The sequence below is a fragment of the Streptomyces sp. 3-6 genome (assembly GCF_056323165.1).
On sequence record NZ_JBWHZP010000001.1, the window covers coordinates 176,126 to 202,430 of the forward strand.

21 protein-coding genes and 2 tRNA genes are annotated in these 26,305 nt (G+C 73.0%); 20 read left to right on the forward strand and 3 right to left on the reverse strand.

Annotation, left to right across the window (positions count from 1 at the left end; all coding sequences use genetic code 11):
* Window positions 1–63: 63 nt before the first annotated feature.
* Window positions 64–1,215: a M48 family metallopeptidase gene (locus tag AC02VZ_RS00685; protein ID WP_476474230.1), complete on the reverse strand. Its 1,152-nt coding sequence runs from the start codon at window positions 1,213–1,215 to the stop codon at window positions 64–66.
* A 318-nt stretch (window positions 1,216–1,533) separates the two neighbouring features.
* On the opposite strand from AC02VZ_RS00685, the gene AC02VZ_RS00690 reads away from it, so the two are divergent.
* The 9 genes from AC02VZ_RS00690 to AC02VZ_RS00730 all read left to right on the forward strand — a co-directional run bounded on the left by AC02VZ_RS00690 (window position 1,534) and on the right by AC02VZ_RS00730 (window position 6,743).
* Window positions 1,534–1,698, forward strand: a complete 165-nt coding sequence (locus AC02VZ_RS00690; protein ID WP_432057727.1) for a hypothetical protein — start codon at window positions 1,534–1,536, stop codon at window positions 1,696–1,698.
* Window positions 1,699–1,780: 82 nt separating this feature from the next.
* Window positions 1,781–2,482: a nicotinate-nucleotide adenylyltransferase gene (nadD, locus tag AC02VZ_RS00695; protein WP_432057726.1), complete on the forward strand. Its 702-nt coding sequence runs from the start codon at window positions 1,781–1,783 to the stop codon at window positions 2,480–2,482.
* Window positions 2,483–2,498: 16 nt separating this feature from the next.
* Window positions 2,499–4,340 (forward strand): LCP family protein, encoded by a 1,842-nt coding sequence (locus AC02VZ_RS00700; RefSeq protein ID WP_432057725.1) that lies wholly within the window; start codon window positions 2,499–2,501, stop codon window positions 4,338–4,340.
* Window positions 4,341–4,578: 238 nt separating this feature from the next.
* Window positions 4,579–5,031 carry a ribosome silencing factor gene (rsfS, locus tag AC02VZ_RS00705; protein ID WP_432057724.1) on the forward strand — a complete coding sequence of 151 codons (453 nt, stop codon included), beginning with the start codon at window positions 4,579–4,581 and terminating at the stop codon, window positions 5,029–5,031.
* On the forward strand, window positions 5,028–5,693 hold the full coding sequence (locus AC02VZ_RS00710; RefSeq protein ID WP_432057723.1) for a histidine phosphatase family protein: 666 nt from the start codon (window positions 5,028–5,030) through the stop codon (window positions 5,691–5,693). The genes rsfS and AC02VZ_RS00710 overlap by 4 nt, the downstream gene beginning before the upstream one ends.
* 130 nt (window positions 5,694–5,823) lie before the next feature.
* Window positions 5,824–5,896: transfer RNA gene (locus AC02VZ_RS00715), tRNA-Ala, on the forward strand.
* A 201-nt stretch (window positions 5,897–6,097) separates the two neighbouring features.
* Window positions 6,098–6,271: a hypothetical protein gene (locus AC02VZ_RS00720; protein ID WP_432057722.1), complete on the forward strand. Its 174-nt coding sequence runs from the start codon at window positions 6,098–6,100 to the stop codon at window positions 6,269–6,271.
* A gap of 3 nt (window positions 6,272–6,274) precedes the next feature.
* Window positions 6,275–6,508, forward strand: a complete 234-nt coding sequence (locus tag AC02VZ_RS00725) for a hypothetical protein (protein ID WP_004988233.1) — start codon at window positions 6,275–6,277, stop codon at window positions 6,506–6,508.
* A gap of 162 nt (window positions 6,509–6,670) precedes the next feature.
* Window positions 6,671–6,743: transfer RNA gene (locus AC02VZ_RS00730), tRNA-Ala, on the forward strand.
* A gap of 107 nt (window positions 6,744–6,850) precedes the next feature.
* On the opposite strand, the gene AC02VZ_RS00735 is transcribed toward AC02VZ_RS00730, so the two are convergent.
* Window positions 6,851–8,461 carry an NADH-ubiquinone oxidoreductase-F iron-sulfur binding region domain-containing protein gene (locus AC02VZ_RS00735; protein ID WP_476474231.1) on the reverse strand — a complete coding sequence of 537 codons (1,611 nt, stop codon included), beginning with the start codon at window positions 8,459–8,461 and terminating at the stop codon, window positions 6,851–6,853.
* A complete protein-coding gene (locus tag AC02VZ_RS00740; protein WP_476474232.1) occupies window positions 8,458–9,729 on the reverse strand; it encodes a ferric reductase-like transmembrane domain-containing protein in 1,272 nt (423 codons plus the stop codon). Before AC02VZ_RS00740 ends, AC02VZ_RS00735 begins: the two co-directional genes overlap by 4 nt.
* Window positions 9,730–10,256: 527 nt before the next feature.
* Between AC02VZ_RS00740 and leuS the strand changes: the two genes are divergently transcribed.
* From leuS to AC02VZ_RS00795, 11 genes are all read left to right on the forward strand, one after another.
* Window positions 10,257–13,130, forward strand: coding sequence for a leucine--tRNA ligase (leuS, locus tag AC02VZ_RS00745; protein ID WP_476474233.1), 2,874 nt, complete (start codon window positions 10,257–10,259; stop codon window positions 13,128–13,130).
* A 338-nt stretch (window positions 13,131–13,468) separates the two neighbouring features.
* Window positions 13,469–14,236, forward strand: coding sequence for a hypothetical protein (locus AC02VZ_RS00750; RefSeq protein ID WP_432057718.1), 768 nt, complete (start codon window positions 13,469–13,471; stop codon window positions 14,234–14,236).
* A gap of 425 nt (window positions 14,237–14,661) precedes the next feature.
* Window positions 14,662–15,507 (forward strand): DegV family protein, encoded by an 846-nt coding sequence (locus AC02VZ_RS00755; RefSeq protein WP_476474234.1) that lies wholly within the window; start codon window positions 14,662–14,664, stop codon window positions 15,505–15,507.
* Window positions 15,508–16,383: 876 nt separating this feature from the next.
* Window positions 16,384–17,229: a ComEA family DNA-binding protein gene (locus AC02VZ_RS00760; RefSeq protein ID WP_476474235.1), complete on the forward strand. Its 846-nt coding sequence runs from the start codon at window positions 16,384–16,386 to the stop codon at window positions 17,227–17,229.
* On the forward strand, window positions 17,226–19,829 hold the full coding sequence (locus tag AC02VZ_RS00765; protein ID WP_476474236.1) for a ComEC/Rec2 family competence protein: 2,604 nt from the start codon (window positions 17,226–17,228) through the stop codon (window positions 19,827–19,829). Before AC02VZ_RS00760 ends, AC02VZ_RS00765 begins: the two co-directional genes overlap by 4 nt.
* A 292-nt stretch (window positions 19,830–20,121) precedes the next feature.
* Window positions 20,122–21,372 (forward strand): helix-turn-helix domain-containing protein, encoded by a 1,251-nt coding sequence (locus tag AC02VZ_RS00770; protein WP_432057739.1) that lies wholly within the window; start codon window positions 20,122–20,124, stop codon window positions 21,370–21,372.
* A 308-nt stretch (window positions 21,373–21,680) separates the two neighbouring features.
* Complete coding sequence (locus AC02VZ_RS00775) at window positions 21,681–22,178, forward strand: DUF6415 family natural product biosynthesis protein (RefSeq protein ID WP_432057715.1); 498 nt, start codon at window positions 21,681–21,683, stop codon at window positions 22,176–22,178.
* Between the two features lie 295 nt (window positions 22,179–22,473).
* On the forward strand, window positions 22,474–22,716 hold the full coding sequence (gene tgmA, locus AC02VZ_RS00780; protein WP_437033316.1) for a putative ATP-grasp-modified RiPP: 243 nt from the start codon (window positions 22,474–22,476) through the stop codon (window positions 22,714–22,716).
* Complete coding sequence (tgmB, locus tag AC02VZ_RS00785) at window positions 22,713–23,663, forward strand: ATP-grasp ribosomal peptide maturase (protein ID WP_432057713.1); 951 nt, start codon at window positions 22,713–22,715, stop codon at window positions 23,661–23,663. The genes tgmA and tgmB overlap by 4 nt, the downstream gene beginning before the upstream one ends.
* Before the next feature lie 8 nt (window positions 23,664–23,671).
* On the forward strand, window positions 23,672–24,784 hold the full coding sequence (gene tgmC, locus AC02VZ_RS00790) for an ATP-grasp peptide maturase system methyltransferase (protein ID WP_432057738.1): 1,113 nt from the start codon (window positions 23,672–23,674) through the stop codon (window positions 24,782–24,784).
* A gap of 228 nt (window positions 24,785–25,012) precedes the next feature.
* Window positions 25,013–26,293 carry an alpha/beta hydrolase gene (locus AC02VZ_RS00795; protein ID WP_432057712.1) on the forward strand — a complete coding sequence of 427 codons (1,281 nt, stop codon included), beginning with the start codon at window positions 25,013–25,015 and terminating at the stop codon, window positions 26,291–26,293.
* Window positions 26,294–26,305 lie beyond the last annotated feature (12 nt).

Below are 26,305 nucleotides of genomic sequence, written 5' to 3' on the forward strand. Positions count from 1 at the left end.
GCGGAACGCCGGGGGCGGGCAGGCCCCCGGCGTTCCGGGTGTCGCGTCACCGCCCCCGGCGGCTCAGCCGTCGTCGCGCGGCGGACGGCTGCCGTTCGCGCCGCCGCCGTCCTTACCGCCGGTACCGTCCGACGGTCCCGCGTCCCCGGGCTCCCGCGAGGACTTCGAGGACCCCCCGGAGGCGAAGCCGCCGAAGCCGCGGCGGACGCGTTCGCCCAGGTCACCGGCGCCGCCCGCGATGTCGTTGACCAGTTTCATCAGCGGGTCCTTGGAGTTCCTCACCTCGCCGGCGTAGCTGCTCGCCGACTCCCGCCAGGAGTCCCGGACCGAGGCGTCCCCGTCCTCGTCGCGGCGCGGGTAGTGGCCGTCCATGATCCGCTGGAAGTCCCGGGAGGCATGCCACTTCTTCAGCTCGGCGGCGCGCACCGTGGTGAAGGGGTGCGAGCGGGGCAGCACGTTGAGGATCTTCAGCACCGAGTCGCGCAGGTCGCCCGAGGCCTCGTACTCGTCGGCCTGCTCCAGGAACGCGTCCACGTTCATCTCGTGCAGGTGGTTGCCGCCCGCGATCTTCATCAGGCCGCGCATCGACGCCGTCAGGTCCTGCCCGACCAGCAGCCCCGCGCGGTCCGCGGACAGCTCCGACTTGCGGAACCACTCGCGCAGCGCGGTCACGATGGCCATGATCGCGATGTTGCCGAGCGGGATCCAGGCGACCCGGACCGCCAGCGAGGTCAGGAACAGCAGGATCGTCCGGTACACCGCGTGGCCGGACAGGGCGTGCCCGACCTCGTGGCCGACGACCGCCCGCATCTCCTCCTCGTCGAGCAGCTCGACCAGGCCCGTGGTCACCACGATGATCGGCTCGTCGAGACCGATGCACATGGCGTTGGGGTTCGGGTCCTGCTTGACGTACATCGGCGGGACCTTCTCCAGGTCCAGGATGTAGCAGGCGTCCCGCAGCATGTCGTTCAGGTGCGCGAACTGCCGGTCGGAGACCCGCACCGAGTCGGACAGGAACAGCAGCCGGAGACTGCGCTCGGGCAGCAGGCCGCTCAGGGCCTTGAAGACGGTGTCGAAGCCCGTCAGCTTGCGCAGCGCCACCAGGGCGGAGCGGTCGGCCGGGTGTTCGTAGGCCCGCGAGGAGATTCCGGGGAAGCGCCTGCGCTGCCTGCTCGGCACGTTCTCGTGCCCGTTGTGCTGATGGCCGTCGGACATCTTTCCCCCAGTGCGTCTGAGTGACCTGTGCGGATCCCGTGCCGCCGTGTCCTCCTCCGAGGCGAGCCCCAGCTTAGGGCCTGCCGTCACGTTCGCGTCGTCCGCGCGAAGGGCGGGCCGTGCGCGCGGTCCGCATCCGGAACGCCGCCGGGCTCCAGGCACAAGGACGACACAGCCCCGCGGATGGTTGCCTGCCCCGCCCGCCGCGACAGGCGTCGCCGCACCGCATCGGCGGAGTCGGCGTGATCACCGCAAGGGCCCCCGCTTACGATGTCCGGACGTCCTTGTCCCGCCCACAAGCGATAGGTCCTGCCGAAGATGAGCATCCAGAGCACCGCCGCCCAGTTCGTCACTCTCGCCGCCGAGGGCGGGGGCCACGGCGGCAACCACGAGAGCCTCAACCCCTACCTCGCCGGCGGCGGAGCCCTGTTCGTGCTCCTGCTGCTGCTGTTCATCACCACCCGCTTCAACCGCGACCGCTGAGCCCCGCGGCGGACGCCGCCGCGACGGGCCCGGACGGGGCATCCGGAACGGGCCGGTAGGGTCTGCTCGCATGGAGCAGGACATGCCTACCGGCCCGGCGGACGGCACGGCCGGTGAGACGACACGCGGCGACGGCGGGCACCGCCCCGCGCCCCGCCGCGCGGCCGACGGCCCGGGCAGCGGCCCGGCCGGGCAGGGCAAGCGCCGTCTGGGCGTCATGGGCGGCACCTTCGACCCCATCCACCACGGCCACCTGGTGGCGGCCAGCGAGGTCGCCGCGCGCTTCCACCTCGACGAGGTGGTCTTCGTGCCCACCGGCCAGCCGTGGCAGAAGAGCCACCGCACGGTCTCCCCGGCGGAGGACCGCTACCTGATGACGGTCGTCGCCACGGTGGAGAACCCGCAGTTCTCGGTGAGCCGCATCGACATCGACCGCGGCGGCCCCACCTACACCGTGGACACCCTGCGCGACCTCAGCGCGCTCAACCCCGACACCGACCTGTTCTTCATCACGGGCGCCGACGCCCTCGCCCAGATCCTCACCTGGCGCGACAGCGAGGAACTGTTCTCCCTGGCGCACTTCATCGGCGTCACCCGGCCCGGACACCACCTGAGCGACGCCGGGCTCCCCGAGGGCGGCGTCTCCCTGATCGAGGTGCCCGCCCTCGCCATCTCCTCCACGGACTGCCGTGCGAGAGTCGCCAAGGGAGACCCCGTCTGGTACCTGGTGCCGGACGGAGTCGTGCGCTACATCGCCAAACGCGAGCTGTATCGCGGCGAGTGAGCCGAGAGGGGCACCGGTGAACGACGGATACGACGCGGGGTACGGGAACGGCGGGGACGGCGCGCAGTACGAGCTGGTCGGCTACGACGCCTACGGACAGCCGGTCTACCGGCAGGTCCAGGCCCCGCAGCAGCCGCCCGCCCACGACCCGTACGGCTCCTACGACCCCTACCACCCGCAGCAGGCCGCCGCCCCCCGCGCCCCGCACCAGCGGCAGGACGAGCAGGGGTACGACTACGGCTACGACCCGTACGACACCGGCACCGGACAGCGGCAGCCCTCCCACGACCCGTACGGAGACCCGCGGCAGCAGCCCGCGCACGACCCCTACGGGACCCCGCAGCAGCAGCCCGCCCACGACCCGTACGACCCCTACGGCTCCTACGACCCCTACGGGCAGGCCACGGCCCCCGGCGGCGCCCCGGCCGCCCCGTACGCCCCCTGGACCGACCCCCACGGCCACCCGCAGGGCGCCCCCGGCGGCACCGGGCAGCAGCCCCGGACCGCCGAGCAGACCGCGCACATCCCGCAGCAGGCCGGCCCGGTGGACGACGAGGACGCCCCGGCCTCCGACGACGGCGAACCGGAGTACCGCACCGAGCAGTTCGCCTTCGTCGAGGAGCCGGACGGCGACTCCGAGGACGTCATCGACTGGCTGAAGTTCACCGAGAACCGCACCGAGCGCCGCGAGGAGGCCAAGCGCCGGGCCCGCAGCCGGATCATCGCCCTGACCGTGGTCTTCGCCCTGGTCGTCGCCGGCGGCGTCGGCTACCTCTGGTACGCCGGGAAGCTGCCCGGCCTGTCCGGCTCCGGCACCGGTACCGGCACCACCACCGCCGCGGGCGCGCAGAAACGGGACGTCATCGTCGTCCACCTGCACGACACCAAGAAGGGCGGCACCGCCACCGCGCTGCTGGTCGACAACACCACCACCAAGCAGGGCACCACCGTCCTGCTGCCCAACTCCCTCGCCCTCACCGCGGACGACGGCACCACCACCACGCTCGCCAAGTCCGTCGAGGACGACGGCTCCGGCGGTACCCGGGGCGCGCTCGACGCGGTCCTCGGCACCGACATCGAGGGCACCTGGCGCCTGGACACCCCCTACCTGCAGAACCTCGTCGACCTGGTCGGCAACATCGACATCGACACCGACGCCGACGTGCCCGACCCGTCCGCCAAGAAGAAGGGCCAGGCGCCCCTGGTCCGCAAGGGCGACAGCCAGACCCTCAGCGGCAAGATGGCCGTCGCGTACGCCACCCACCGCGCCTCCGGCGAGGGGCAGAACGCCCAGCTGGAGCGGTTCGGCCAGGTCATGCAGGGCGTGCTGCGCAAGATGACCTCCGACCCGGACGCGGCGACGCTCACCGTCCAGACGCTGGGCCAGATCATCGAGCCGCCGCTGACCGACAAGGACCTCGGCTCCTTCCTGGCCCGGCTCTCCGACCTCGCCAAGGGCGGCGACCACACGACCGCCCTGCTGCCCGTCGAGGACGACGGCACCCTCACCGCCGAGGCGAGCGACGAGGTGGTCAAGAAGGTGCTCGGCGGCACCGCCAAGAGCCCCGACCAGGACGCCGCCGTCAGCGTCTCGGTGCGCAACGCCACCGGGGTGAAGGACCACACCGAGAAGGCCCGCGTGGTGCTCCTCAACGGCGGCTTCACCTTCCTGGAGGGCGGCACCGCGAGCGCCGAGGCGACCTCCGAGGTGGTCTACGCCGACGCCGCCGACAAGGAGAACGCCTCCGAGGTCGCCAAGACCCTGGGGCTGCCCGCCTCCGCCGTCACCAAGGGCAAGATCTCCGCCAACGCCCGCGTAGCGGTGGTCCTCGGGCAGGACTACGACCCCGGGTCGTAGCGGGGACGTCCCCGGGGCGCGGCGGAGTGCGCCCCGGGTCGTTGTCGCGGTCGGATGCCCCCGACCCCTGGCCCTGCGGGGGCGTCCCCCCGGGCGCGGCGGAGTGCGTCCCCCGGTCCTGGTCGTGGTCGCGGCCGGGGGCCCGGTGCGCCCGCCGTGGTCACGCGTTATCGCGTGGGGTGCGCCGGGCGGTCCGTGAGACCCTGGGGGCAACCGACCACCGACCGAAAGCCGTGCAGTGACCGCAACCGACCGTTCCCTCCAGCTCGTCACCGCCGCCGCCCAGGCGGCCGCCGACAAGCTGGCGCACGACATCGTCGCCTACGACGTCAGTGACGTGCTGTCCATCACCGACGCCTTCGTGCTCGCCTCCGCCCCCAACGACCGCCAGGTCAAGTCGATCGTCGACGAGATCGAGGAGCGGCTCGCCAAGGAGCTCGGCGCCAAGCCGGTGCGCCGCGAGGGCGACCGCGAGGCCCGCTGGGTGCTGCTCGACTACGTCGACATCGTCGTCCACGTCCAGCACAGCGAGGAGCGCGTCTTCTACGCCCTGGAGCGGCTGTGGAAGGACTGCCCCGAGCTGGACCTGCCCGCCGACGCGGTGGCCTCCCGCGGCAAGGCCGAGGAGCACGCCCGGCAGCTGGAGGCGGAGGCCGCCGAGGCCGCGGAGCCGGGTGGTGAGTGGCGGTGAGCGCCGCCACCGACGCGGCCCGCTCCGGCCGGGGCCGCCGCATCATCCTGTGGCGGCACGGCCAGACCTCCTGGAACGTGGAACGCCGCTTCCAGGGCAGCACCGACGTGGAGCTCACCGAGACCGGTGTGTCCCAGGCCCGTCGTGCGGCCCGGCTGCTGGCGGGCCTGCGGCCGGACGCGATCATCGCCTCCGACCTGAAGCGGGCCGCGGCGACCGCGGCCGAGCTGGCCGCCCTCACCGGCCTTCCGGTGACCCACGACGAGGCGCTGCGGGAGACCTACGCGGGCTCCTGGCAGGGGCTGACGCACGACGAGATCATCGCCCGCCACGGTGACGAGTACCGCGCCTGGAAGCGCGGTGAGCCGGTCCGCCGGGGCGGTGGCGAGCTGGAGAGCGAGGTCGCCGACCGCGCCGCTCCCGTGGTGCTGCGGCACGTGGAGAAGCTGCCCGAGGACGGCACGCTCGTCGTGGTCAGCCACGGCGGCACGATCCGCACGACCATCGGCCGCCTGCTCGGTCTCGCCGCGCACGACTGGGAGAGCCTCGGCGGCCTCACCAACTGCTGCTGGTCCGTCCTGGGCCGGGGCGCCCGCGGCTGGCGCCTGCTGGAGCACAACGCCGGCACCCTGCCGGAACCGGTGCTCGGCGACGACGACTGACCGCCTGCGGACCGGCCCCGGCGCGGCCCGGGGCCCGGATTTCACTTTCCGGCAGGTCGCAGGCTAAAGTTCTTCTTGTTCGCCCCGCCGAGCGGGGCGAAACACCATGTGAGCCGATCACATGGGGCAAGGGGCTATAGCTCAGTTGGTAGAGCGCCTGCATGGCATGCAGGAGGTCAGGAGTTCAATTCTCCTTAGCTCCACATCACGAAGATCCCGTCCTCCGTCAGAGGGCGGGATTTTTCGTCGCCCGCGTTTGAGCAGGAACGCTCCGCCGGGCGTATAGCTCTACGAGGCGCCGGGCCGTGTCCCGAACGGTATCCCGGCGTCGCTGACCGTATTGGCCCGGTCGTGGCAGAATCAAACGGCCGGAAGGGGGCGCGGCCCGACGGGAGGGAGCAGTGATGCCTGCGAGCATCTTCGGGGAGGGCGACCGCCTCCTCGGAGCGGTGGTGACCCGACGCACCTCGACCCGACTCGCCTGCCCTTCCTGCGGTTCCGCGCACGTCGCCCAGGTCCTCGGGGACAACGGTGGCATGTCCTACGTGTGCACGGCCTGCGGCCACAGCTGGAGCTGAGCGATGGGTGCACACAGGCGGAAGTGCGACTGGTGCGGCAGCGGGACGCCGATCGTACGGGACATGGAGCCGCTCAACCCCGAGTACCAGTACTGGTGCGAGGAGTGCGCGCGGGCGCTGATCATAAAGGGCGACCCCATCGAGACCTACCGGGAACTCGAGGGCGAACCGATCTACGGCCGGCTGCTGGAGGAGCACTGCACGCTGAAGCGGTTCTACTCGTTCGTCACGGCCTGAGCGCCTGAGCCCTCAGAGCCCCTGAGAGCTTTCGAGGGCCTCCGGGCAGTCTCCGAGGGCATTTGGGGCATAGCCGAGCGAAGCGAAACCGATTTGGTGTTGGCCCGGGTGGACCGTGTAAAGTTGGCGTCGCCGCCGGGGAAACCGGGCGGAACGCAGCACGGGGCTATAGCTCAGTTGGTAGAGCGCCTGCATGGCATGCAGGAGGTCAGGAGTTCAATTCTCCTTAGCTCCACAGAAGTCGAAGGCGGATCATCCTCCCGGATGATCCGCCTTCGGCGTTGTGCGCTGTGCGCAGGGGAGGCCGGGCGGCCCGGGGCGCGCCGGCCCCGGGCCCGCTCTCTAGCGGCCCAGGGCGCGCCGGCCGCGGCCCTGGGACAGCACGGGCAGGTTGCGCGAGGGGGCCTTGGCCCGGGGCGCCTCGTCCTCGATGCGCAGCGCCAGCGCCGGGCAACGGCGCACCGCCCGCAGCGCCTTGGCCTCCGCGAACCGGGGCACCTCCGCCTGCGCCACGGTCGGGAAGCCGTCCGCGCCGAGCTGGAACACCTCCGGGAGGATGTCCGCGCACAGGCCGTGGCCCCGGCACAGCGTCCAGTCCACGTAGATCTTCTGGCGGCTGGGGCCGTTCTCCTCGCCCCCGCCGCCCGGGATGCCCGTAGGGGCCCTGCCGCCCTCGAAGAGCGGCAGGACGCCCGCCACGGGCCGTCCGCAGCCGTTGCCGAGGACGTGGGCGGCGAGGTCGTCGGTGAACGCCTTGACGGTGGACTCCAGGAACATGGCGGAGCCGTCCGGGTGCGAGCACGCGCCGCGCCGCTTCACGTTCTTGGCGACCTGCTTGACCGCCTCCAGGGCGGCCGGGCCGCCCCCGTTGAGGATGTCCTCCAGGCCGCGCGCGGCGGCCGGCAGGCCCAGGTAGCAGGGTCCGCACTGGCCGGCGCTCTCCTCGGCCAGCCACTTCGCCACCATCAGCGACTCGCCCAGCGGGCAGGTGTCCTGACTGATCGGCAGAATCGCCCCGGCGCCCAGCGAACCGCCCACCGCGTCCAGGGAGTTGCGGGAGACGATCGCCTCGTTGACGGTGGCCGCGTCGATCCACTTGCCGTGGTAGCCGCCGGTCAGCACGCCCTGCGGCACCGGGGGCGCCCCGGCCAGCTGGAGGACGTAGCGCAGCGGCACGCCCGTGGGCACCTCGACCACCATGGGGCGGGCCACCGCCCCGGACACCGTCAGCATGACGGTGCCCGGCTCGTCGTACAGGCCGGTGTTGCCGTAGCGCTCCGGGCCGATGCGGGCGGCGATGGCCAGTTGGGCGAAGGTCTCGGCGTTGGACAGCAGGGTGGGGGCGCCGCCGACGCCGTTCTTGGAGGCGCTGGTCTTGCGGCCCGGGGGGATGGCCGGGCCCCCGTCGATCGAGCGGATCAGGGAGGCGGCGGCACCGGTGACCATCCGCACCGGGTTGCGCTGCACGCGGGCGCGCAGCGCGGAGCGGCGCCCGTTGCTCAGGCCGCGTTCGGCGAGCGCGGCCTCCATGGAGCGCTGGGTGGACTCCCGGGTGACCCCCACCACGAGCGTGCGGGCCCCCATCGCCTCGGCGCACAGCAGCGCGCCGTCCAGGATCAGGTGCGGGGCACGGTTGATCATCACCGTGTCCTTGCGGCAGGCCGGCTCGTCCTCACTGCCGTTGACGACGACGACCGGCCGGACGCCGCGCTTGATCGCCGTCTCGGCGACCGAGCGCAGCTTCTTGTGGAAGGGGAAGCCCGCGCCGCCGCGCCCCCTGAGGTTGATGCGTTCGGCGAGCTGGGCGAGCTGTTCGCCGCCCATGGGTTCGAGCGGCCCGTGCACCTTGAGGTGCATGGGGAGGTCGAGCCGGTCGACAAGGTCGAAGCCCGACGTGAGCTGGGGAAGGCCGACGACGCGGACTTCGGGGACGTCGGGCAGGGCCTCGTTCACTTAAAGCCTCCGGAAGGCGTGTTCCAAGGTTCGCCCGATCCCGGTGCGCCGAAGTCGTAGGTGGACGACGGCGACGCACCGGGGCGTGTTTCAGTGGCGGGACCGCTGTTGTACGTGTCATCCGGGTTGTACGTGCCGTAGAGGCCGTTCGTCTCACCGGTGTCGTACACGTCACGTGCACCGTACGGCGCCGCGGGCGAATTGTCGTAGGTGGGGATGTTGTATCCGGTGTCCTGGAGCGGGTCGTAGGCCGACGGTGGGGCCTCGCCGACGGGCGGCGGGGACGGGATCGGCCAGCTGCCGGAGGTGCTGGAGACCCCGTCGACGCGCGGGACGGCCTCCGTGGGCTGGAGGTCCGGCGGCAGTTCCATGCGGGCGGTCTGGTCCGCGGCGAAGGGCTGCTGCGGCATTGAGGGCGCGGCGGGCGCCGACACCGCGCGGTAGGCGGCGGCGAAGCCGTTCGCCGGTTCCGGGGCCGGCCGTTCCGCCGTCTCGTACAGCGATCCGGGGGAGGGCGACCCGGCGAACGCGGCCGGACCGCCGGTGCGCTGCTGCTGGGACCCGCGCGGGTCCTCGTAACCGCCGAGGGCGTTCTCGGCGGCCCGGGAGCGGCTCTCCTCCAGCCGGTCGCGGCCGCCCTGCTGGTCGAGGCCGGCCACCAGGCCGGAGAGCCGGTCGGCGATCCTGCGCTTGACCGGGCGCGGGGCGGCGCGCAGCACGAGCGCGGTCAGCACGCCGAGCAGGGACAGGCCGTACAGGATCAGGAAGACCGGCTTGGCCTCGCGGCCCGCGAAGAGTCCGTGCACCAGGGCGGCGCACCAGGCCGGGTAGGCCAGCATGTGCATCGCCCGCCAGCGCGCCGCGACCGGCGCCGGGGTGGCGAAGCGGTTGCGCAGCACGCCGGTGATGCCCACGAAGATCATCAGGAAGCCGGCCAGGGTGCCCAGACCCACCAGGAAGCTTCTCCCCATGACGGCCTCGTCGTCCGTCAGGGCGAGGCCGAACGGGATCACCGCCGCGATCCAGGAGACGTGGTCCTGGCCGATCTTGATGCCGATGTGCACGATCAGGAAGACGATCGAGGCGACCGCGGTCGACCGGTGCACCCCCTGGGCCAGGATCCGCTGGCGGGGGCCGAGCAGGATCCGGTCCTGCGCCACCAGCCCCCAGATCACCGAGCAGCTCAGGCAGACCAGCGACAGGACGCCGACACCGAAGCTCAGGAACTCGGCGAGCCAGTCGTCCGCGGTGCTGTCGTGCGGGTTCATGACGCACCTCCCGGCGTCATGACTCGGAGCGGGCACAGCGGAGCCGCAGCCGACCTGCCCCGTGCGGGGGGTGGGCTGCTGTCTGGGCGACGGTTCATGGGGCAACTCCGAGGTATCGGTAAAGCGGTCCCGGGCCGAACTCTAAGCCCGGTCGTACCGATCAGTACGAGGTTTGAGTTATTGCGCTGTTACCAAAGGATCATCGGCTCGTTGTGATGCCCCTTAGCGTCTGTTACGCGAAGTAACCTTTGACTGAACTTCAGTAAATACGGCGGGACACCGTCCCGGGAGGCGGGATTTCCGCGGCCCTCCCGGCGTCCGGAACGGCGTCGCGACCGCCCGCGGGCCTGCGGTACCCTTGCGCCATGCGTGCCGTACGCCTCCTGCTTAGCGAGCCGCGCTGATCAGTCCCGACCGCCGGTGATGGACGGTCGGAATCGGCGCGGCGTCCCCTCCTGTGCGAGGGGTTTTTTCATTTCCGGCAGCCGCAGGCGCAGGCAGAGACGATCGATGGAGCTTTGAGGATCATGAGCGAGACGAACCCCGCGGCCGCGGAGGCCGCGCCGTACCGCTACACGGCCGCCCTGGCCGCCGAGATCGAGGCACGCTGGCAGGACTTCTGGGACGCCGAGGGCACCTACGCCGCCCCCAACCCCAAGGGCGACCTGGCGGGTGACCCGGAGCTGGCCGCCCGGCCCAAGAAGTTCATCATGGACATGTTCCCGTACCCCTCCGGCGCGGGACTGCACGTCGGCCACCCCCTGGGCTACATCGCCACCGACGTCTACGCCCGCTTCCAGCGCATGACCGGACACAACGTCCTGCACACCCTGGGCTTCGACGCCTTCGGCCTGCCCGCCGAGCAGTACGCCGTGCAGACCGGCACGCACCCGCGCGTGTCCACCGAGGCCAACATCGAGAACATGACCGCCCAGCTGCGCCGGCTGGGCCTGGGCCACGACAAGCGCCGGTCGTTCGCCACGATCGACCCGGACTACTACAAGTGGACCCAGTGGATCTTCCTGCAGATCTTCAACTCCTGGTACGACGAGGACGCCCGCCGGGCCCGCCCGATCGCCGAACTGGTCGAGCAGTTCGCCTCCGGTTTGCGCCCCGTCCCCGGCACCGACCGCGCCTGGAACGAGCTGAGCGAGGCCGAGCGCGCCGAGGTCCTGGGCGAGTACCGGCTGGCCTACGCCTCCGACGCGCCGGTCAACTGGTGCCCCGGCCTGGGCACCGTCCTGGCCAACGAGGAGGTCACCGCCGAGGGCCGCTCCGAGCGCGGCAACTTCCCCGTCTTCAAGGCGAAGCTGCGCCAGTGGAACATGCGGATCACCGCCTACGCCGACCGCCTGCTGGACGACCTGGACGCCCTGGACTGGCCCGAGGCCATCAAGCTGCAGCAGCGCAACTGGATCGGCCGCTCCGAGGGCGCCCGCGTCGACTTCCCCATCGACGGCGAGAACATCACCGTCTTCACCACCCGCCCCGACACCCTGTTCGGCGCCACCTACATGGTGCTGGCGCCCGAGCACCCGCTGGTGGAGAAGTTCACCCCAACCACCTGGCCCGAGGGCACCCGCGAGGCGTGGACCGGCGGCCACGCCACCCCCGCCGAGGCCGTCGCCGCCTACCGCGCGCAGGCCGCCTCCAAGTCCGACGTGGAGCGGCAGGCCGAGGCCAAGGACAAGACCGGCGTCTTCACCGGCGCCTACGCCGTCAACCCGGTCAACGGCGAACAGGTGCCCGTCTTCATCGCCGACTACGTCCTGATGGGCTACGGCACCGGCGCGATCATGGCCGTCCCCGCCCACGACTCCCGCGACTTCGCCTTCGCGCGCGCCTTCGACCTGCCCATCGTCTGCGTGGTGGAGCCCACCGACGGCCGCGGCACCGACCCGGCGGCCTGGGACGACGCCTTCGCCTCCTACGACGCGAAGGTCGTCAACTCCACCGGCGACGGCGTCACCCTGGACGGCCTGGGCGTCACCGAGGCCAAGGCCCGCATCACCGAGTGGCTGGAGCGCGAGGGCCACGGCGAGGGCACCGTCAACTTCCGCCTGCGCGACTGGCTGTTCAGCCGCCAGCGCTACTGGGGCGAGCCCTTCCCCATCGTCTACGACGAGGACGGCGTCGCCCACGCCCTGCCCGAGTCCATGCTGCCGCTGGAGCTGCCCGAGGTCGAGGACTACTCGCCGCGCACCTTCGACCCGGACGACGCCGACACCCAGCCCGAGACCCCGCTGTCGCGCAACGAGGACTGGGTCAACGTCACCCTGGACCTGGGCGACGGCCGCGGCCCGCGCCGCTTCCGCCGCGAGACCAACACCATGCCCAACTGGGCCGGTTCCTGCTGGTACGAGCTGCGCTACCTGGACCCGCACAACTCCGAGCGGCTGGTCGACCCGGAGATCGAGCAGTACTGGATGGGCCCCCGCGAGGGCATGCCGCACGGCGGCGTCGACCTGTACGTCGGCGGCGCCGAACACGCCGTGCTGCACCTGCTGTATGCCCGCTTCTGGTCCAAGGTGCTGTACGACCTGGGCCACATCTCCTCGGCCGAGCCGTTCCACAAGCTGTTCAACCAGGGCATGATCCAGGCCTACGTCTACCGCGACAGCCGCGGCATCGCGGTGCCCGCCGCCGAGGTGGAGGAGCGCGACGGCGCCTACTGGTACCAGGGCGAGAAGGTCTCCCGGCTGCTGGGCAAGATGGGCAAGTCCCTGAAGAACGCGGTCACTCCGGACGAGATCTGCGCCGAGTACGGTGCCGACACCCTGCGCCTGTACGAGATGGCGATGGGCCCGCTGGACGTGTCCCGCCCTTGGGACACCCGCGCGGTCGTCGGCCAGTTCCGCCTGCTGCAGCGGCTGTGGCGCAACGTCGTCGACGAGGCCACCGGCGAGCCGACCGTGGTGGACAGCGAGCCCGACGAGGACACCCTGCGTGCCCTGCACAAGGCCGTCGACGGCGTCCGCCAGGACCTGGAGGGCCTGCGCTTCAACACCGCCATCGCCAAGGTCACCGAGCTGAACAACCACCTGACCAAGGCGAACGGCCCCATCGCGCGGTCCGTCGCCGAGGCCCTGGTGCTGCTGGCCGCGCCGCTGGCCCCGCACGTCGCCGAGGAACTGTGGCGCAAGCTGGGCCACACCGACTCCGTCGTCCACCAGGACTTCCCGGTCGCCGACCCGGCCTACGTCGTGGACGAGACCGTGACCTGCGTCGTCCAGGTCAAGGGCAAGGTCAAGGCGCGGCTGGAGGTGTCCCCGGGCATCTCCGAGGACGAGCTGGAGAAGGTCGCGCTGGCCGACGAGAAGGTCGTGGCCGCGCTGAACGGCGCCGGCATCCGCAAGGTGATCGTGCGGGCGCCGAAGCTGGTGAACATCGTCCCGGCGTGACCGTCGCGGGAGCCCTCCCGGGCGGGGGCTCCCGTCCGGGGTCGGCCGTGGGCGTCACGTGAGGTGTCGACCGCGTGTGTGACGCGGTGGGTCGACGGTGTGTGTGACGCGGTGGGTCGACGGTGTGTGTGACGTGGTGGGTCACGGTGTGCGCGACGTGGTGGGTCACGGTGTGCGCGACGTGGTGTGTCGACCGCGTGCGTGGCGTGGTTTTCGGGGTAGTCCCCTACGGGCAGGTTCGGGGTTCGGACGGAACTCCGCGCCTGCCCGTTGCGTTTACCGTTGAAGAGCGGCGCGGAGCGTGCCGGAACAGGCCGAAGGGCCGGAGGAGGAGCCCCGTGGAAGCAGTGATCGCAGTGTTCGCCCTGCTTTTCGTGCTCTTCGTGGTACTCGGTGCCTACGCCACCGTGAAGGTGGTGGGCGCGGCCAAGCGCACCGCCGACCGCCACATCACGCAGGCCCGCCGCACGGTCGAGGACCACACCCTCAAGGCCAAGGCCCTCGGCCGCCCCGGCCCCGCCGGTGAGATCGCCCAGCTCCGCCTGAAGCTGCGCACCTCCATGCGGGCCACCCAGGAGGCGCTGGAGTCGGCCGCCACCGAGGACGCGTCCGTCAAGGAGTCCCTCGGCCTCTTCGAGCGGCTCAGCGCACACGGCCGCGAACTGGACGACGAACTCCGCCGCCTGGAGTCCGATCCCGACCGCGCCACGCTCGCCGCCCGCCTGCCCGACCTGCGCGAGCGCACCCGACGCATCACCCACTCCGCCGACTCCCTGCGCTGGGCGGCCCGCGACCGCGCCCGCCGCTTCGCGGACGACGACCTGGAATCGCTGAGCGCCCAGATCGACATGGAGGCCGGCGCGCTGCGGCACTGGACCACTGCCGACGAGGGCGCCGCGCCCGCCGAGCCGCATCACGGCGGCGCCCCGGCCGCCGGCACTCCGTCCACCCGTCCCACGTCCGCCCGCCCCACGGCGCAGGACTCCTCGGGGCGGACCCCGACGCGGGACTCCGTATCCGATCCCGCGCGCCCCGCCATCACCCCGCCCACGCCCAGGCCCACCTACCCGTGGCAGAAGCAGGCCCGCCCGGAGAGCACCACGTGACGGTGCTGTGCTTGCCGCGCGGCGGGGAACGCCCGTGTCCGGGACGGTCCCGGGAACGGGCGGCGGTCGGAGGGCGGCGGTCGGAGGGTGAGGTCGGCCCCGTGAGCAGGGAGCGGTCACAGGTGAGGACGGTCCGGGGAGCAGGGTGCGGTCGGAGGTCAGGACGGTCCGGGGAGCAAGGTGTGCGGTCGCAGGTCAGGACGGTCCGGTGAACAGGCAGCGGTCGGGGGCGAGGACGCTTGGGTGAACGGGCAGCGGTCGCAGGTGAGGTCGCCCCGGTGAACCCGCCGTGGTGCCGGGGCGGGAGGATCCCGAGCACCGGGAGCGGCGCGTTCCGGGGGAGCGGGGCGTGATCCGGACACGGCGGTGCCCGACGCACGGGGCCGGGCTGCCACGAGCCCACCCCGGCAGGTAACCTCCAGCTCATGTCCCGCCATGTCGCGATCGTCACCGATTCAACGGCCTACCTTCCGGCCCGGACGATGGAGCGGCATCGCATCACGGCGGTCCCCCTGACCGTGGTCCTCGGCGACCGCGCCCTGGAGGAGGGCACGGAGATCTCGACCCGCTCCCTCGCCCAGGCGTTGCAGAAGCGCCGCCCGGTCACCACCTCCCGCCCCGGCCCGGAGGTGTTCGCCGAGACCTACCGCAGGGTCGCGGAGAACGGCGCCGACGGCATCGTCTCCCTCCACCTGTCCGCCGAGCTGTCCGGCACCCATGACGCGGCCGTCGTCGCGGCCCGTACGGCACCGGTACCGGTACGGGTGGTGGACACCGGCATGATCGCGATGGCCCTCGGCTTCTGCGCCCTGGCCGCCGCCGAGACCGCCGAGGCGGGCGGCACGGTGGACGAGGCGGTGACGGCCGCCGAGAAGCGCGCGGCCAACACCTCCGCCTACTTCTACGTCGACACCCTCGACTACCTGCGCCGCGGCGGACGGATCGGTGCCGCCCAGGCCCTGCTCGGTTCGGCCCTCGCCGTGAAGCCGCTGCTGCAGCTGGCGGACGGCCGGATCGAGCCCCTGGAGAAGGTGCGCACCGCCTCCAAGGCCATCGCCCGCCTGGAGGAGATCGCCGCCGAACGGGCGGGCGGGGCCGAGGTGGACGTCGCCGTCCACCATCTCGCCGCCCAGGAACGCGCGGACGCCCTCGCGGACCGCCTGCGCGCCCGGCTGCCCGGCCTGGCCGACCTGCACGTCAGCGAGGTGGGCGCGGTGATCGGCGCCCACACGGGGCCGGGGCTGCTGGGAGTCGTCGTCTCGGCGAGGTGAACCGGGGCCGGGGCTGGGATTCGGACCGGACGCGACCAGGGGCGGAGGGCCCGGATCTCCGGGACACCGTGGGCTGTCCTTACCCCCGTTGCTGCTGCCGTTGCCGGTCCCGCCTCTGCCGCCGTTGCCCGTTCGGGTGACGGAGTTTTCCACAACTCCTCGGTGATCCACGGGTTTCGAGCAAGATCATCGCGAATCGCCCGGATGTCCGATGCTCCTCGCATGGCACTTCGATCACGTTCACGCACAGCGGCGGCGAGCAGCGGTCCCGGCCGGGGCGCGACGTCCGACGGCCGGGTCCGGCACGGCGGTCCCGCCGGACCCGGCCGGCGGAGTCCACGGCAGGGCGCATGGCAGGGCGCATGGCGGGGTGCACGGCAGGGAGGCCGGGGACGGCACTCCTACCGGCCTCCGGACCGCGTGGCATCGGCGGTCCTGCTCCGCCGGCGCGCGGAGACGCTGTTCGGTGAGCGGGACGCGGGGGGAGAGCGGGAAGCCTGGGGCGCCGGGGAGGCGCGGGAGGCGGCGGGCGCGGGCGTTGCGGGCGGGGCTGTGGGGGGTGGCGCCGTGGGCGGCGGGATCGGTGACCGTCGGCTCGCGAAGGGCGGCGCAGCTCCCAAAGCGTCGACGGCGGGCACGTCGACCGACGGACCGTCGGCTGCGGACGCGGGCGCGGCTGCGGCTGCGGGTGCGGCAGCTGCGGGCGCCGACGTCACCGAAGCGAGGCCGACGCGGCGCGTCCCGCGCTGGGCGGTGGCAGCGGCGACGGATGCCGGTCCGCGCAGGGACAGCAGGGACAGGGGCGCGAACGCGGGCCCCGGCACCCGCCCGACAGCGCGCGCAGGCGTGGACGCGGCCGGTGCGGACGCAAGCCGGATGCCGGACCGGGACCTGGGCCCCGGCCCGGTGGTGAGGCACCCGGATCCCCTGCCGGCAGCCGACGAGGAGACTGTCGATGAGGACGCCGAGGCCCCCCGGCGCGGCGAACGGTTCGGACTCGCCCTGCGTGAGCGGCTGCCGTTGTGGGTCCGGACGCGCTGCGGCCTGGAGCGGCGCAACGTGATCGCGCTGACGGTGATCTTCGTGATCGCCCTGGCCTTCGCCGCTCACCATTTCTGGTCCGGACGGACCCAGCCGGTGCGGACACCGGACGTGCTGCGCGCCGCGGCCTCGCACCCGCCGACGGGTGAGAACGGGGCAGCGGGCGCCGAGGCCGGACCCGGTGCCGTCTCCGGAACCCCGCCGCCGGCCGGCCCCTCGGCCCCCGAGATCGTGGTCGACGTCTCCGGCAAGGTCCGCGACCCGGGCGTGCACCGGCTGCCCGCCGGAGCCAGGGTCGAGGACGCGCTGCGCGCGGCGGGAGGGGTACGGCCCGGCACGAAGACGGACGGACTCAACCGGGCCCGGTTCCTGGTGGACGGGGAGCAGGTGGTGGTCGGAGGCCCGAGGCCCCCGCCGGGAGCGGGCGGAACGGGCGGTGTCCCGGCCGGCGCGGGCGGTCCCGGTGGCTCCGGCGGCGCGGGACCCGTCACGCCGGTGTCGCTCAACACGGCCACCGCGGACCAGCTCGACACCCTGCCCGGAGTCGGCCCCGTCCTCGCGCAACACATCATCGACTACCGCACCCGCCACGGCGGCTTCCGCTCGGTCGACGAACTCCGCGAGGTCAACGGCATCGGTGACCGCCGCTTCGCGGACCTGCGGAACCTGGTGCGGCCATGAGGCACCCCGTCCACGCCGCCGCCGGTAACCGGCTCGGCGCGTCCCGCCCGCGGCAGGAGGCCCCGGCCGACCTCCGTCTCGTCGTGCCCGCCCTCGCCGTCTGGGCCACGGCCGCGCTCACCCTGCACGCCGCGCCCGGCTGGGTGGCGACGGTGGCACTGCTCGCCGGCACGGGTGCGGGCGCCCTCCTGCTGCTGCACCGCCGCCCGCCCGGCGGAGACGGCGCGACCAGCCGGGCACGCCCCGGCCCGGCACCCCGGTACGGTCCCCTCTCCGCCGGGGCCCGGATCACCGCCGCCGCCGCGCTGCTCGGCATCGCCACCGCCGCCGTGGCGGCCGGGCTGCACGGCGCCGACCTGCGGCGCGGCCCGGTCCCGGACCTGGCGCGGGAGTACGCGCGGGTGACGGCGGAGGTGGAGGTCACCGCCGACCCCCGGCGCGCCCGCCCGGGCTCCGGCAGTGGCGGCTTCGCCCCGCCCTCCCTCCTGATCGAGGCCGACGTGCGGACGGTGCGGCGGGCGGGTGAAGCCCCCGTCGAGGTCCGCACCCCGGTCCTGGTGATCGTCGACGACCGCTCCACCCGGCGCGACGGCTCCCACACCCGGACCCACCGGGAACCGGAGGCCTCCCCCTGGCTCGCGCTCCTGCCCACCACCCGGTTACGCGTCGAGGCACGCCTCGCGCCGACGGCGTCCGGCGACCGGTTCGCCGCCGTGTTGAGGGCCAGGGGCGCGGGCGGGCCGGAGGTCGTGGGGGAACCCTCGGGAGCGCAACGGCTGGCGGGGGGACTGCGCGCCGGGCTGCGCGAGGCCACCGACGACCTGCCCGCCGACGCCCGCGCCCTGCTGCCCGGGCTGGTCGTGGGGGACACCGCACGCGTCCCGCCGGACCTGGACGAGGCGTTCCGGGAGACCGACCTCACTCACACACTGGCGGTGTCCGGAGCCAACTTCACGATCCTCCTCGCCCTGTTCCTGGGCCCTCCCGGCCTGGCACAGCAGGCCGAGCGGCGCGGTCTCGCTCCCCGGCTCGGCCTCACCCTGCGGGGGACGGCGGTGCTCGGCGCCGCGCTCTCGCTCGCCTTCGTGATCGTGTGCCGCCCCGACCCGAGCGTGCTGCGGGCCGCCGCCTGCGGCTCGGTCGCCCTCCTCGCGCTCGCCACCGGCCGCCGCAGATCCCTGATCCCGGCCCTGGCCGCGGCGGTCCTGCTGCTCGTGCTCCACGACCCGTGGCTGTCGCGCAGTTACGGCTTCCTGCTCTCCGTCCTGGCCACCGGCGCGCTGCTCACCCTGGCGCCCCGCTGGAGCGCGGGACTGCGGCGGCGCGGTGTCCCGCCCCGGCTCGCGGAGGCGCTGGCCGCCGCCGGCGCCGCGCAGGCGGTGTGCGCCCCGGTGGTGGCCGTGCTGTCGGCCCGGGTGAGCCTGGTCGCGGTGCCGTGCAACCTCCTCGCCGAGGCCGCGCTCGCTCCCGCCACCGTGCTGGGCTTCCTGGCCCTGGCCGCCGCCCCGGTGGCCATGCCGGCCGCCGAGGCGGCGGCCTGGTGCGCCGGTTGGCCCGCCGAGTGGATCGCGGGCGTCGCCCGCACCGGGGCCGCACTGCCCGGCGCGGGCGTGGACTGGCCGGGCAGTTGGGCCGGGGCGGCCCTGCTGGGCCTCGCCACCCTGGCCGTGCTGTTCGTCGGCCGACGCCTGCTGGGGCACCCCTGGTGGTGCGCGTTCTGCGCGCTGCTGCTGGTCCTGGTGGTGGTGCGGCCACCTCCGCTCACCCGGGTGATCACCGGCTGGCCGCCGCCCGGCTGGCGCATGGTCATGTGCGACGTCGGCCAGGGGGACGCGCTGGTCCTGGCGGCGGGCGAGGACACCGCGGTGGTCGTGGACACCGGCCCCGACCCGGCCGCCGTGGACCGCTGCCTGCGCTCCCTGGACATCACCAGGATCCCCCTGGTCGTCCTCACCCACTTCCACGCCGACCACGTGGCGGGCCTGCCCGGAGTGCTGCGCGGGCGCTCGGTGGGAGCCGTCCAGACCACCGGGCTGGAGGAACCCGCCGAACAGGCCGCCTTCGTCCGCCGGGCCGCTGCCGCGGCCCGCATCCCGGTCACCCGGGCCGCCACCGGGGAACGGCGACGCACCGGCGGACTCTCCTGGGAGGTGGTGTGGCCCCCTCCGGACGCCCCCGCGGCCCCACCACCCGGGCAGCCGTTCCGGCCACCGCCCCCGGCACCCGCGCCCGAGGGACCGAACGACGCCAGCGTCGCCCTGCTCGTCCGCACCGGAGGTCTGCGGCTCCTCCTGCTCGGCGACCTCGAACCCCCGGCCCAGCGCGCCCTGGCACGATCACCGGCAGCCGCCTCCCTGACCGGCGTCGACGTCCTGAAGGTCGCCCACCACGGCTCGGCTCATCAGGACGTGGGCCTGCTGCGCCGCGCGGCCCCGAGGCTCGCCCTCATCAGCGCGGGCGAGGACAACCCCTACGGCCACCCGGCCCCGAGCACGGTGGCCGCCCTGCGCGCGGGCGGCGCGGAGGTGCTGAGCACGGACCGGGAGGGGGACCTCGCGGTAGTGGGGGCGGGGGAGGAGCTGGGGGTGGCTGGGAACTGAGGAGCGGGTGGGGCCGGTTCGGTCGGCCAGGAGGGCGCATCGTGACCGTCCATCGTCCCATCAGTGCCCTTCACAAGGGACCGGCGCTTCCGGGGGCGGTGTCCTCCGAGACCCTCCCAAGAGGCCTGGGACACCCCCAACCGCGCATCGGTCCGGGCTCGATGCAGGCTCGTGTGCAGGCGCGTCGGAGACCTGCCCCGCAGTGGTCCGGCATTCAGTCTGGAAGGCCCACAGGAAACGGCCTTGCCCCTAGTCTTGCAGTGACGAAGCTGCGAGGAGGGACAAGGCCGTGATGCCTCGAGATGCTACCCCCGATCCATACGCCGACTCCCTGCGATTCGGTCAGCGAGTACAGATTCTGCGTGAGCGCCGCGGCATGACGCAGACTCAGCTGGCTGACCTGGTAGGCGTGTCACCGCACACCCTGCGGAAGATCGAGAACGGCCAGCAGAAGACCCCCAGCCTTGACATGGTGATGCGCATCGCCGAAGCGCTGAGGGTGCGCGACCTTGCGGATCTGACCGGCCGGCCGGAGACCCACGTCGATCTGTTCATCGGCCCAGGGCACCCCCGCTTGGCTGCCGTAAGAGCCGCAGTCGACAGCTTCCCGCTCACCAGCAGCGCGGAGCCGCCTCCTGTCGCGCACCTCGAGGCACGGCTGCACGCAGCCTGGCGGGAGCGGCACGCGTCCAAGAATCACCGCGAAGCGATCGGTCGGCTGCTGCCGGACCTGATCCGGGACGCGCAGGCCCTTGTGCGCCACGCCGACACCGCCATGGAGCGCCGCCGCGCCCAGGCCGTCCTCGCGGAGGTCTACAGCCTGAGCCAGTTCTTCGTCGCCTACCAGCCGGACAGCTCCCTGCTGTGGCGGGTGGCGGAACGCGGCATGGTTGCCGCCCAGGAGAGCGGGGACCCGCACGCCATCGGTGTCGCCTCGTGGCTGCTCGCGCAAGCTCACAGGGACAGCGGGCCACGCCACTTCGAAGCAGCCGACGCGGTGAACCGGGAGGCGGTGTCCTACTTGAAGCCGCTGCTTGCGGACGCCTCCGACGATGTCCTCGCCATCGCGGGCGCTCTCGAGTTCGAGCTCGGATACACCGCGGCCCGCCGCCGGGAGACCGGCACGGCGTGGAGGCACTGGGACAAGGCCAACGACATGGCCAAGCGCCTGCCTGCCGACTACTACCATCCCGCCACCAGCTTCAGCAGGGCCATCATGGGCGCGCACGCCGTCACCGTGGCGGTGGAGCTCCACCAGGGCGGCGAGTCCGTGCGGCAAGCCGCGCGCGCGGACCAGAACGTCATCAAGTCCCGGCCGCGCCGCGCTCGCCACCGCATCGAAGAGGCCCGCGGCTATCAACTGGACAACCAGCCAGAGACCGCCGTCGCGTCGCTGGAGAAGGCTGCCGAGGCCGCGCCGGACACGATCCGCTACAACGGCTACGCCCGGGCGATCCTGCTCGAAGAGGTCGAGTCGACCCAGGCGGCTCGTCGGCGTCGTGCCGCTGAACTGGCCTCGCGCATCGGCATCCTTGCTGCCTGAGCGTAGCGACCGGATTACGGTCGGCGGTTGGGTGCTGGCGCCCCTACGTTCATAAGCGTCCGTCCCCGACGAGGTGGTGAGACCTCGCCGGGGTGCCAACGCTGCAAGGAGCGCCGACACCATGAACCGTACAGCTCTACGAAACCGGGCGTCAGGATGACCATCCAGGTCCTGCGAGTGGACCGGCACGGCCGGGTCCTCGAGGACCGCGGCACCGTCGTATTCGCGGGCACCGGCGAGACGCCGCCGCCGACCGACTGCGCCTGGCCGCCGTGCAGGTGCCCCCGCCACCGCCAGGCGGTGACCTCGTGACCGCCACCCAGCCGCAGACCCCCGACTGCCGCATCACCGGCATCGGCTCGATGCGCAGCAACGCCGCCTGGTTCCTGGACCAGGTCCCCCTGCCCCGGCACGGCCTGGTGGCCCTGTTCGCACGGGACCTCACCCGCAACCTCCAGGAGCTCATGCCGTGCATCGAGCAGCTCGCCGCGCGATGCGGTGACGACGACGTGCCCGCGCAGGTGGCGCTCGTCGGCGTCGGTGAGGCACGCCGGCGTCTGACCGAGCCGGAGGCCGCCGGCCTCAGCGGGGAAGTGGCCCGCGTGAAGCGGCTGGCCCGCTCGGTGCGCGCGCTGTGCGACCACTACGACGCGCTGACCGCGGTCCGCATGTGCGTGGCCTGCGACCGATCGGTCGAGAACGGCGACGACACCGTGCCGTACGACCAGATCTCGCCCACCGCCGGTGGCGGCCGGTCCGCCCTCATCCACGCCGGATGCGCCAAGAGGGCGCGCTTCAGCCGCTGACCGCGGCCCTTCCCCGCCCCTGGTGTGACGGGGCCCCACGGCGACCGCAGGGTCAGGGTCGCATCCCTCGAACGCCTCTCCCGTCGTGGTCCTCAAGCCGCGACGGGAGGGTCTCGCCCGTCCCGTCGGAAAGTACGCAAGCCTCCGGCGGGGTGGGTTCCGAAGATCCCCGCCAGGACCCCTAACCCTGGCAAACCCGGCCCTGAGGGCGGGTTCATTCCCAGTGCAGGAGAGAGGAAGAACCGTGTTCGTGCACTCTGATCGCTTCCCGGTCTCGTCGCCGCTTCCGTCCGGCGTGCCCACCGTCGCCCCGTGGGGTGTCAGCCGTATGGCTCCCTACCCGACGATGGCGCCTGGCTACGCGCGCGCCGAGCTCGACCCGACCTCCCAGACCGCCCGGTTCTACGACGAGACCGGCCAGGCCATGGAGATGGGGAGGCACAACACCAGCACCGGCACCAGTCCGTCCACGGGGACCAGCCCGGACGGCAACGGCTCCACGCAGGACAGCGACACGGGGAGCGACAGCGACCAATGAATGAGCCGCGTCCGGTGCTGGTCGTCACCAGCCTGTACGACCCCACCGCCGACGTAGTGATCAGCGAGCTGCACGACCGGGGCATCCCGGTCGTGCGGCTCGACTCCGGGGACTTCCCCGCATCACTGTCGATGGAGGCAGAGGTCGCATCGAGCGGCTTGCAGGGGCGCCTTCGCACTCCGTCCCGCACGGCCGACCTGGCGAACGTGCGGGCGCTGTACTACCGGCGCCCGTCGGGCTTCGCCTTCCCCCATCTGGGCGCGCAGGACGCCCAATTCGCCGTCACCCAGGCCCGGTACGGGCTCGGGGGCGTACTCGCCTCGCTGCCCGGCTGCCTGTACGTGAATCATCCACACCGGGTCGGGGACGCGGAGTTCAAGCCCTCTGGCCTGGCGGCCGCGACGGCGGCCGGCCTCCTGGTCCCGCCCACACTCATCACATCCAGTCCCGACGCCGCCAGGGCCTTCATCAAGCGGCACGGCCCGGTCATCTACAAGCCCCTGCACAATCCGGTGTACCTGGTCGACGGCGTCTCCAACGTGGTGAAGATCGCCGAGGTTGCCGCCGACGGCATCGACGACAGCGTGGCCGGGACGGCGCACCTGTTCCAGCAGCGGGTCGACAAGGCCGCGGACGTGCGGGTCACCGTCATCGGCGACGAGGTCTTCGCCGTCCGTATCGACTCGGACCTGCTGGACTGGCGCACCGACTACAGCTGCCTGCGCTACAGCGTCACCACACCCCCGCGCGGTATCACCGAGGCCGTGCACGCATACCTGTCCCACTTCCATCTCGTCTTCGGCGCTTTCGACTTCGCCGTCGACCGCCAGGGCAGATGGTGGTTCCTGGAGTGCAACCCAGCCGGCCAGTGGTACTGGCTGGAGACCGAGACCGGCCTGCCGATGCTCGCGTCCATGGCCGACCTGCTGGAGAGGACGATCCGCTGATGACCGTCATGAAGTCCGCCGCCCTGCGACGGGCGCTGGCCGACCGTCTTGCCGCGGGTGGTTCCCTGCGTACCGAGCAGTGGCGGCAGGCCGTCGAAGCCGTGCCCCGGCACGAGGTCCTGCGCGGCGGGTTCTTCGACCGCTCCGGGGATGCCTGGCGGTCGGTGCCGGCCGACACCGACGGCTGGCTGGAGCGCTGCTACGCGGACGAGTCGCTGGTCACCCAGATCGCGGGCACCGTCGTGCCCGGTGACATCCACGGTGAGATCCTGCGCGAGCCCACCTCGTCCAGCACGCTGCCGAGCCTGGTCGTCCGGATGCTGGAGGACCTCCGGGTGGAGGACGGCGACCGGGTGCTGGAGATCGGCACCGGCACGGGCTACTCCACCGGGCTGCTGTGCCACCGGCTCGGAGACGGCCTGGTGACGTCGGTGGAAGTGGATGCCGAGGTGTCCCGCCGTGCCGGTGACGGCCTGGCCGCGTGCGGCTACTTCCCGGAGCTGGTCGTCGGTGACGGCCTGGCCGGGCACAGGGACGGCGCCCCGTACGACCGGCTGGTGGCGACCTGCGGGGTACGGGAGCTGCCGCACACGTGGGTCGGGCAGACCAGGCCGGGCGGCACCATCCTGGCCACCGTGTGCGGCTGGATGCATGCCTCGGAGCTGGCCCGGCTGACCGTCGGCGACGAGGGGGTGGCCCGCGGCAGGTTCCTCGGCGGGCAGGTCTCGTTCATGCTCGCTCGGCCGCAGCTGCCGCCGCCGCTCGGCATGCTCCCCGACCTGGAGTCCGGGGAGGAGCGGCCGGCCCGGCTCGGTGCCGATGTCCTGGACGACTGGGACGCCCGCTTCGTGGCCCAGCTGGCGGCCCCGCGGACACAGCGCCTCAGCCTGACACCGGCCGGCACGACCCAGCACGTCCTCGTCGACGTGGAGGCCGGTGCCTGGGCGGCCCTCACCCAGGACGGGGAGCAGTGGACCGTCCGTCAGGGCGGCCCCGGGCGGCTGTGGGACGAGGTGGAGGACCACCTGCTGCGCTGGCGGGCGGACGGCTCCCCGGACCTGGGCCGCTTCGAGATCGTCGTCACGCCCGAGGGGCAGCGCATCACCTGGCCGAAGGTCTGACCGGCCTGACCGGCTCCGCTCCGGTACCACTCCCCGGCACCCCCGCCGGTCGTCTCGTCGGGCGGCCCGGGCCCGAGGGAGGCGGGAAAGGGGCCGTCTCGTGCGAAGGGGCCTGTGGGGTGCGCCACACGCCGTAAACTGCCGGGTGCGACGGCCCGGATGCGGAACCGGGTCGTCGGTGCTTCCGGGGGAGGGGTAGTGGAGCGGTGGGGACCACTGGTTCCGGCGGTGGCGGGCATCTGGCCGAAGGTGCCGGAACGGGTCGCCGACGAGGAGCTGAGCGACCTCGAGGACGACGTGCTCGACGGCTTACGGGCGTATGAACAGGCGTGCCGCGACGACGGGGGGACGCCGGAGCACTTCGACGCGGTGGAGGACGCCGCACGGCGGGTGGAGAGCGCCCTGCGGGCTCGGCCGCCCCTGGGGGCCTGGCTGAGCGAGGAGTTCGACCGGCTCGCCGACGGGCGGGAGCGCTTCGGGCCGGCGGCGGCACCCGCGTACTGGACGGAGTTCCGGCGCGCGCTGCTGGTGCCCGTCATGTACGCGACCGACCGAGCCCCGGAAGACGCCCCCGAGCCGTGCGGGGTCCGGTACGGAGCCCGGCGCGGGGACCTGTCGCAGGGCAGGGCCACGGTGAGCGTGCCGGACGACCGGCCGGTCGGCTCGGTGACCAAACCTCGCTGGTGGCGCCTGCAGTTCCGGCCGAACCCGGAGCGCGACCTGGTGGTCGGCGCGTCCGAGCCGCTGGACGCGGGCACCTTCGCCGAGCAGGTGCGCGAGCAGCTCGACCAGGGCACCGACCGGGAGGCGCTGGTCTTCGTGCACGGTTACAACGTCACCTTCCCCGGCGCCCTCCGGCAGGCCGCCCAGATCGCCTACGACCTCAACTTCACCGGTGTGGTCGCGCTCTACAGCTGGGCGTCGAAGGGCGCCGTCCGCGACTACGTGGCGGACGGTGAGGCCGCGGCCCGAGCCGTGCCCCACTTCCAGGACTTCCTGCGCACGCTGCTCACCCGCACCGGCGTGCGCCGGACGCATGTCGTCGCGCACAGCATGGGCAACCGGGTGCTCACCGCGGCACTCACCGGACTGGACACCACCACGCTGCGCGACGGCTCCGGGCGGCTGGGGCACGTCGTGTTCGCCGCCCCCGACGTCGACAGTGACGTGTTCCGGCAACGGCTGCCCGCCGCGTTGCGGCAGGCCGAGACCTGCACGTTGTACGTCTCGGACCGGGACAGGGCGCTCGCCGTCGCCCGAGGGCTCGCTGACTTCCCCCGCGCCGGGCAGGCCGGCCGGTCGGTGATCGTCGAACCGGGGCTGGACACCATCGACGTCACCGCGCTCGGCGCCGATCTCCTCGGCCACTCCTACGTGGGCCGGCACACGTCGGTCCTCTCCGACCTCCACGGGCTGTTCCGGTTCGGGCACCGGCCGGGTCAGCGCTACGGGCTCACCCGTGTCCCGCATGCGGCCGGCGACCACTGGGCGTTCCAGCCGCAGAAGTGATCCTTCCCGGCG